This window comes from Pseudoalteromonas sp. NZS37 (assembly GCF_015864265.1).
Lineage (GTDB): Bacteria > Pseudomonadota > Gammaproteobacteria > Enterobacterales > Alteromonadaceae > Pseudoalteromonas > Pseudoalteromonas arctica.
Window position 1 is genome coordinate 1 of record NZ_JADYXL010000029.1, and the last position, 2,323, is coordinate 2,323.

At 62.0% G+C, this 2,323-nt stretch carries 1 protein-coding gene; it reads right to left on the bottom strand.

Annotation, left to right across the window (positions count from 1 at the left end; all coding sequences use genetic code 11):
• Positions 1-2,017 precede the first annotated feature (2,017 nt).
• Positions 2,018-2,323: hypothetical protein (locus tag I6F47_RS20085; RefSeq protein ID WP_197184437.1), on the bottom strand; the 306-nt coding region annotated here is incomplete at its 5' end.

Below are 2,323 nucleotides of genomic sequence, written 5' to 3' on the forward strand. Positions count from 1 at the left end.
AGAGTTTGACGGACGTGTCAACCGGAGAGGTCATCGGAAATCCTTACGGGCGATCCACGCCACCGCGTGTGATCAGAGAGAACGAATAGTCCAGGCCGGCTTCTGGGCCCTGCTGCACCGTGCGCGCCACCCACACGGGGAACTGCGCACCGACAGTGTTCATGCGTACGATATTTCCCACCGACCAGCCGGAACCCCAACCGGTTTCCAGAATGGTGAAGTACGGCGTACCAGTGGCCGGATTGTTCGGCGAGCAGTCAGCATTGATGGTCCCGGTCCCGATCACACCGACATGTTCGCCAATGATCTGGAATGCCGTGGTGCTGGTGAAACGGAAAGCCCATCGCTCCGTCACGGCACCAAGGTTGTTCACCTCTACGGGGGCCAGCGTGTTGTTGTAGGTCCCCGTGGCAGGAGAGCCGTCCACCACATCCGACCATGTGGTGCCATCCCAGGAGCCTTGGTCGAACATCAAGGACATGCGGCTACGCAGGTCTCCCGCGATCAGGGCGCCCGAGACGTAGCTACCTGGCACCGGAAAGTCGTGTGTGAGCTGACGTGTTAAGCCAATCTGGCCTGTGATCTGCACATCGCTGACCTGGGCCAAGTCCTCGATGCGGTGCTCGATGGTGATGGGTTGGCTCCAACCGGTGGTGTCCACAATCGTCACCGTTCCTGCTTCCAGGTTGGCCGTGTAGCCAGTGTTGATCGTGTCACCGTCATCGCCGATCACCCGAACGCGAGACAGGCGCGTGCGGGCCAGGTCGATGGTTTGCCCGTTCGACACAGTGGCCGGACTGGTTACCGCCGTATGGCCGACCACGGCGAAGCCACCGGGGCGGAAAATGGGAACGCGACCATCTTGTGGCAGCCGCACGGGGTCCAGGCCCAACACGTCGGCGTCCAGCGGGAGGTAGAAGTAAGCCACGCTGTTGTAGCGCAGTGTGGTTGGGTCCACAGGCCATGGGCGCCAGATTTTCAGCGCCTCAACTGCGCCCACGTCGTCCGCGTCGTACCACCACTCCAGCTTCTGCTCGACGGTCAGCGAGGTGTCGAGAACGTAGTCGCCGAACTGCAACTCGACCACGCCCGTCTCGAAGTCCACCTTGCCGCGCAGGTGTGTCCCCGCGATCACGCCGTCGATGCCCGCGCTGGCGGTGATCGCGTTACCCTCCGTGTCCGACAGGTTCATCACGAACCCGGCGGGCTTCAGGGGGGCGATCTGGGTGCGCATGAAAATGCTGGCAGTCGTCCACTTCTGACGCACAGTCCAGAGGCTTGTGATGGTCAGGTCTTCGGCGTCGTAGAGGGGGTCCACCACGTAGTCTGTGATCTCGGCGATGCCGCCCGCGTAGTTGACTCGGCCTGCGAAAAAACCGGTGCCCGGGGTCGTGCGATCCCGAATCAGGTCGCCGNTGCCGCCCGCGTAGTTGACTCGGCCTGCGAAAAAACCGGTGCCCGGGGTCGTGCGATCCCGAATCAGGTCGCCGTCGTAGTCCGCATAGGTGTGACCCATCCAGGTGAACTGCACGCTGTTTGGCACCACGTAGTCGCTGGTGTATGGGCACAGGTCAATCGTGATGGTCGGGGGCTTGAAGCTGTACTCCGTAGTGACCGTGCTGGCGAAGTCTGTCGCGTACGTCACCGTCAGCGTCGAAGCGGCCAACAGCTCTTCACCCACGGATGTGTCGCCGTACTCCCCGCCTTTCTGCGCGCTGTCACCTCCGGTGGAAGGCTCCAGATAGCTCTCGAAGGATTCGGCATCTTCGTGATCGCTTTTGTATCCTTCCGTCGTCAGGTCAAGCTCGACCAGGCGCACATTCAGCGCGCCCGTGCCGTAGTTGACCGTGCCGAAATCACCGAGGCCACCCGTGCCGTCGTCAGTGAGTTCGTTGACCAAGGTTTCCTGTGTCTTCTCGGTCTTGTAGGTTGTCTTCGTGTGCGAAGAGCCTGCTGTGACCTTGCGCGATGCGCGGCGGCGCTGGGGTTCGAGGTATGCGTATCCGGTTGCCATGTGTTATGCCCCTGCGAGGAAATAGGTCTTGAGCACGCCGTCACGGCTCATCAGCGATTTTTGGCCTGCCGTCAGGTCACCGGAAGACCACACGGCTCCGCCAGATGCCGGAGGGTCGTACACGTTCCCAAAGCCTGCAAGGCTGCTTGGAATCACGTTGACGTACACAGTAGCGCCGTTGTCGTCTCGAATGCCGCCCGGATAGACGCCACCAACGGCCACCGCGCCGGTCGTAGCGCTGCCGCTCACCAATGGATCGCGCACCACGTCTGCCGGGGCTTTGATCGTGAGGGGAACGCTGGGGTTTGG